Below are 6,244 nucleotides of genomic sequence, written 5' to 3'. Positions count from 1 at the left end.
GGACAATCGTTGCTGGAAATAATTCTGAACCAGTATCGTACGCTACGGTAGTCATAAAATCACCAAAAGACGGTGAGACTGTGAATGGTGTGGTAACAGGAGATGATGGAAGTTTTAAGTTAATAGGACTAAAACTAGGGAAATACATAGTAGAGGTTTCATTTGTAGGTTACCAAAAATTCTCTCAGGAAGTAGAATTAACACCAAGAGAACCTGATCATGATTTTGAAAGCATCAAACTTACAACTGATACTGATCAATTAGACGAAGTGGTTGTTTCAGGTCAAAGAGAAACTATAGAAAATAAAATAGATAGAATTGTTTACAATGCTGAGCAAGATGTTGCTAATATGGGAGGAGATGCTTCCGATGTTTTAAGGAGAGCTCCACTTTTATCAGTTGACCAGAACGGAAACGTATCACTAAGAGGAAATTCAAATGTACAAATTCTTATTAATGGTAAACCAAGCAGTATGTTTGGCGCCAATACTGGAGATGCTTTAAAAATGATCCCTTCTGATCAAATTAAAAGTGTGGAAGTGATCACCTCTCCTTCTGCTAAATACGATGGAGAAGGCACAGCAGGTATTATCAATATCATTACCAAAAAACAAACTCCACAAGGATTTGCAGGAAATGTAGATCTAACAGCTGGAACGCGAATTAATCGTGGTGTAGTTGGGATTAACGCAGGAAAAGGAAGATTGGGATTTAATGTCAATGGTAGTTCATTTTATTCTTGGCCGCAGTATGCTACTACAGATTTCTATCAGAAAACAGTCACAAATGGACAAACAAACATAAGAAGACAAGAAGGTGAAAACCTCAGCAACAGATTAGGTTATTTTGGAAATATGGGTGCTTTTTATGATTTCAATGCATTTCATAGTTTATCAACAAGTTTAAGGCTAAGAGGATTTAATAGCAATTCTGAGGGAACTAATACGGTTTCAGAAAATTTGGGTGGGACTGAAAATACCTATCAAAGATTTCAAGATAACTTATCTCAAAACTGGGGATATGAATGGTCATTTGATTATGTAATGAAATTTCCTGAGCAGGAAGGAAGAGAGTTTTCAGCATCTTACAAAATCGATGGAAATGTAAGAGATCAAGAATTTGAAATTAACCAACCTACAACTGAAAATTATGAAGTAGCAAGAAATATTAATGACGGCAACAATAGAGAAAACACCGTTCAAATTGATTATGCGCATCCTTTTGGAGAAAAATTCAAATTAGAAACTGGTTTCAAATCCATCATCAGAGATATTGACAGTGATTTCAAATATGAAGAGCAGCCTGAAGGTTCCAATAATTATCAAGTTGTAGATAACAGAACCGATATTTTCTACTACAATCAAGATGTATTTGCAGGATACGTTTCTACTCAAACCAATATCACCAAAAAGCTTGGAGTAATAGCTGGTGTTAGATATGAATATACTGGTCTTCAAGGTAGTTTTGAAGAAGCAACTGCACGTAATTTCGATCCCATATCATATGAGAATTGGTTACCAAGCATCATTGTGAATCAGAAATTCGGGAAGTTCAATTCCATAAAATTATCTTATAATAGAAGAATCCTACGACCTAGTTTGGGAAATGTGAATCCTTATGTTGAAATCGGAAATATTAGAAATATAAGCTTTGGTAATCCTGACCTAAATCCTGAATTATCCGATAATTATGAATTAGGTTTCAGCACCTTCTTAAAAGGAACTTCAGTTAACCTTTCCTTCTTTTACAATGACATTAGCGAAGTAATTCAGTCCGTTATTTTTGAAGATGCAGAAAGAAATGCAACGGTAACCACCTTTGAGAACGTGGGTACACAGCAAAATGTAGGATCAAACTTATTTATCTCCACTGAATTATTTAAAATCTGGACTATTCGTGGTGGAATCAATGCTAATTATTTTATGTCAGAAGGACTTATCCAAGGACAAGATGTTGAAAATAATGCTTGGTTATTTAGCGGAAACATCAATTCCAACATTAAATTACCTAATGATTGGATGATCGATGCCTTTGGATTTGCTAGACCAAGACGACAAACTTTACAAGGGTATAATCCATCATTCTCTATTTTTGGTTTGGGAATTAAGAAGCAAATTTGGGATAAAAGAGGAAGTATAGGATTATCTATAATTGAACCATTTAAAGAAAGAAAACCTTTTGAAACAGAATTAGGTAGCGAGGATAGTGATTTCTATCAACGAAATGTATTTTCTATTCCATTTCGTTCTTTTGGTCTTAATTTTAGTTATAAATTCGGTCAGCTGGATTATAAAGCTAGACAAAAAAGAAGTAGAATCTCTAACGATGATCAGAAATCAGGCGGAGATGATGGGCAGAGTTTTTAATTTGCTACCTCCATTTTCCATTTTTAAACTTTCCATTGAAGAAGTATAAAAGCACTTCTAAATGAATAAGTGGATTGTCAACAACCCTTAGTAGATATCTTTCTAAGGGTTGTTTACACTATTTCAATTTACTTTCTAATCCCTTAATCAACTTTTCAAGCATTTCTTTAAAAGCATAAATTTCAGTTTCTGAAACAGTATCCTCCTTAAAAGAACCTATTATTTTTTCTGGAATTTCAGCTGCTTTTAATTTTAACTTATCGCCTTCCTCTGTTAATGAAACAACTACCGTTCTTTCATCAAGTTCAGAGCGCTCCCTATAAATAAAGCCCTTCTTTTCGAGTCGTTTTAATAAAGGTGTTAAGGTATTAGATTCTAAGAGTAATCGATCCCCGATTTTGTTGACTGTTTGCTCTTGATGTTCCCATAAGACTAACATTACTAAATATTGCGGATAAGTAATATCTAAATCATTCAGATATGGTGCATATAATTTAGTGGTTAACCTTGATGCCGCGTATAACGGAAAACACAACTGTTTTTCTAAATAAAGTGCGCTAAACTTATCATCCATTTTAGATTATTTTTTTAATTTAGATATCAGGAATTTCCATCCGCCTGTTGACCAAAGTGCCCAAATTACTAAGACAGGCTGAAAAAACAACCTAATTAGTCTCTTTTGGTCGGTATCAAGACCAAAAGCATCAATTCCATTGGTGTATTGTGAGATATTGCCTGGGAAAATCAGGATATAAAACAAGGCTAAAGCAATTCCTACTTTTGCTTTATGCTTAAATAGAAAAATCATTAGGAGACCTAAAGTGATTTCTACAATCCCAGAGGATAAAACTACGAAATCCATAAAAGTAGGATCTGTGGGCAACCATCGCGGAACTTGAGCAAGAAATTCTTCCCGCTGAAAAGTAAGGTGCCCTATTCCGGCTAATGTCATAATTGCCCCCAATAAAATTCGAAGTGCATTCTTAATAAAATTAGTTTTCATAATTAATCTGTTACGTTTTAATCGTGTGCGATATAAAGGTACAGTAATTTATAAAACAGTAAAAATATATTCAATAAATATTAATTTAATTGGCTACAGTAGCATGGAAACTAAAATGGAATAATACGAACTTTGGGAGACAAGGGAAATTATTTCTTTCCCTCAAAATCAAGATAAGATTTTAACACATATAAGTCTAACAATGCTTTAGGACGAGCAAAAAATTCTCTAATAGTCACTCTTGTGGAAGAATAAACGGGTACTTCAGCTGCTGGAAATGCTATAGCATCCATTTCATAATATTGACTAATATATAACGCCCTGAAAGCATGAAATTCTTGAGTAATAATAGCAACATCTTGATGATTAAAAATCTCACTACAACGATATACGCTTTCTATGGTACTCAAGCCAGCAGTATCAATAGAAATTGCACTTTCTGGTACTCCTTTCTCCATTAATGACTTTTTCATATCGTTAGGTTCGTTATAGTAGCGAGTTCTGTTATCTCCGCTCAACAATAGACTTTTCACTTTTCCTTTGTGAAAAAGCTCCGCTGCCGCATCCATCCTATTATCAAAAAAACTATTGGCTTCCCCTTTCATATTTCGTTTGCTCGTACCTAAAACCAAGGCAATTTCTTTCTCAGGAATTTCATTAATATCCTCATAGATATAGGTGCTGGTTTTCGAAATGATGAAAACATTGGAAAATATAGCAAATACAATTACAGATATTAAAAGAAATAGACCAAGACGGATGAAGAATTTAAACATTATGCTTTTTGTGATTCAAATGCCTTAACGAAGAATTTTTCATAATCGTCAGGTCTTGCCATACATTTTTTATACCACTGCAAACGGTAATTTGTCTTTGTTCGCTCATTAAATTGCCAGTTTTCTACGAATGCCCTCATTTTACTGACTAAACTGTAAAATGTAATGCCCGATGCAACGGATACATTATAGCTTTCTGTAAACCCATGCATGGGAAGACGGACAAACTCATCTGCCTTGGATTTTGCTTCTTCGCTTATGCCTGCTTTCTCATTTCCCATTACAATAGCTATGGGTTTATCTAATTCTAATTCCTCAGGAGAACAAGCTTCTGCATTCGGACTTGTCACTACAATTTTATAGCCTTTCGATTTTAAATCTTGTAAAACATCAGCTGTAGGCGTTTTACTTTCAGGATATTGATGAACATCTACCCATTTGATAGCACCCCTACTTACACCTCTGCCCAGTTTAAATGCATTTTCATTTTCTATGATATGATAATGCTGAATCCCCAAACATTCCCCAGACCGAATAATAGCATTGGCATTATGAGGATCACGAATGTCCTCTAAAACCACTCTGATAAAATCTGTTCGATTCTCCAAAACAGATTCAATAAACTGCTTTCGTTCATCAGAAAGAAATTCTCCAAACTTTTGGGTGAGAAAATGATTTAATTCAGCATCCATATTCCTTTAGAATAAACCCAATTGCTCTTTATCATCATCCACATCCAAATCAACTGAATCACCTGTTTTATATTCTTTTGCTTTCTCTTCCTTCTTGCTTTCCAATAATTTTACTTTCGTGACATCATATTGAGAAAGTTTATTTCCAATTGCTTTCCAACCTTTCACATCAATCAACATATCGAAATCATAAGTAGCAGATTCCTTTTCCCTACCTTTTCCTTTGCGGAATTCTACTTCTAGTTGTGGATCTTTATCAGTACTTACCACTGTCAAAGTAGATTTTTTATGCTCTGAAATAAATACAAAAGGCTTGTTCATTGTACGTGTTTCAATTTGGAAACGCTTCACAAAATAGTTTTTGGAAGCACCATCATAATATACACTAGAAATCACACAGTTTGGATCGAATTTCTCAATTAACTCTACCTTCTCACCATCAAATCGATTGGTCAATTCATAATTACTCAGTTCATAAGAACCATCCTTATAAATCACCAAAATATTATCGTCTCCATGGAAAGAACCGATCAATTGACCTCTTTCGTCTGTATTCAATTTACCAACAGATTGGTCATAGTAGATTTTCAATCCACCAAAACTGCTTTCTCCCAACAATTTGAATTCGATTTTTTTTACAGGATATTTAGTTAAAATATTTCCTCCTGCGCCTCTACCTTTAATTTCCAATTCAGCAAAATCAAAATCAAATACTTTTACTCTTGCTCGGCAAGAATTAGATAATTTCACATTAATTACTTCTGACTCTCCATTAGGGCGAGCTTCCAGATACAATACTTTAGATCCCTTTGCTCCCTTAGAAAGGTCATAATCTCTATCGCGAGTTACAGATAAAACCTGGAATCTTTTCACCATAGTTCGACCTGTTTTCCCATCCAAATAAGCAGCATTATAAACCCTACGCTCATCATTCTTGCGGAAAATATCAACATGAATAATATCTTTGCCCACGAATACCTTCTCCTCGATTCGGACTACTTTATATGTCCCATCTCGCTTGAAGGCAATTACATCATCCAAATCCGAGCAATCGGTCACGAATTCATCTTTCTTCATTCCATAACCAATGAAGCCTTCTACCCTATTAACATAAAGCTTTTGGTTGTTTGCAGCAACTGTATGAGCTTGAATATTATCAAAACTCTTGATTTCAGTTTTACGCTCTCTTCCTTTACCGTATTTCTCTAATAAGCCTTTATAATAATCAATGGCATATTCTGTTAAGTTTTTCAAATGATGCTCTACCTGAGCCAATTCATCCTCTAACTTGCGCATTAACTCATCCGCCTTAAACTTATCAAATTTAGAAATTCTCTTGATTTTGATTTCCGTTAAGCGTATAATATCATCCTGTGTGATTTCTCTGTAAAATTGAGGTTTAAATGG

At 34.4% G+C, this 6,244-nt stretch carries 5 protein-coding genes and 1 pseudogene; 1 reads left to right on the top strand and 5 read right to left on the bottom strand.

What is annotated here, in order from left to right; all coding sequences use genetic code 11:
• Positions 1–2,366 (top strand): TonB-dependent receptor (locus tag Q0L29_RS15250; RefSeq protein WP_296623038.1); only part of this gene is annotated, 2,366 nt, incomplete at its 5' end.
• Positions 2,367–2,484: 118 nt separating this feature from the next.
• Here the strand turns inward: Q0L29_RS15250 and Q0L29_RS15245 are convergent.
• The 5 genes and pseudogenes from Q0L29_RS15245 to Q0L29_RS15225 form a co-directional block, all read right to left on the bottom strand.
• Positions 2,485–2,940 carry a MarR family winged helix-turn-helix transcriptional regulator gene (locus Q0L29_RS15245; RefSeq protein ID WP_296623037.1) on the bottom strand — a complete coding sequence of 152 codons (456 nt, stop codon included), beginning with the start codon at positions 2,938–2,940 and terminating at the stop codon, positions 2,485–2,487.
• Between the two features lie 6 nt (positions 2,941–2,946).
• Positions 2,947–3,369 carry a hypothetical protein gene (locus tag Q0L29_RS15240; protein ID WP_296623036.1) on the bottom strand — a complete coding sequence of 141 codons (423 nt, stop codon included), beginning with the start codon at positions 3,367–3,369 and terminating at the stop codon, positions 2,947–2,949.
• A gap of 149 nt (positions 3,370–3,518) precedes the next feature.
• Positions 3,519–4,145, bottom strand: a complete 627-nt coding sequence (locus tag Q0L29_RS15235) for an ElyC/SanA/YdcF family protein (protein WP_296623035.1) — start codon at positions 4,143–4,145, stop codon at positions 3,519–3,521.
• Positions 4,145–4,837: an RNA methyltransferase gene (locus Q0L29_RS15230; protein WP_296623034.1), complete on the bottom strand. Its 693-nt coding sequence runs from the start codon at positions 4,835–4,837 to the stop codon at positions 4,145–4,147. The genes Q0L29_RS15235 and Q0L29_RS15230 overlap by 1 nt, the downstream gene beginning before the upstream one ends.
• Positions 4,838–4,843: 6 nt before the next feature.
• Positions 4,844–6,244: pseudogene (locus Q0L29_RS15225) on the bottom strand (DNA gyrase/topoisomerase IV subunit A); the annotation flags it as partial.

Origin of the sequence: Marivirga sp. (genome assembly GCF_024636815.1) — a bacterium.
Classification (GTDB): Bacteria; Bacteroidota; Bacteroidia; order Cytophagales; family Cyclobacteriaceae; genus Marivirga.
This window is presented reverse-complemented; position numbering and strand designations above follow the sequence as displayed.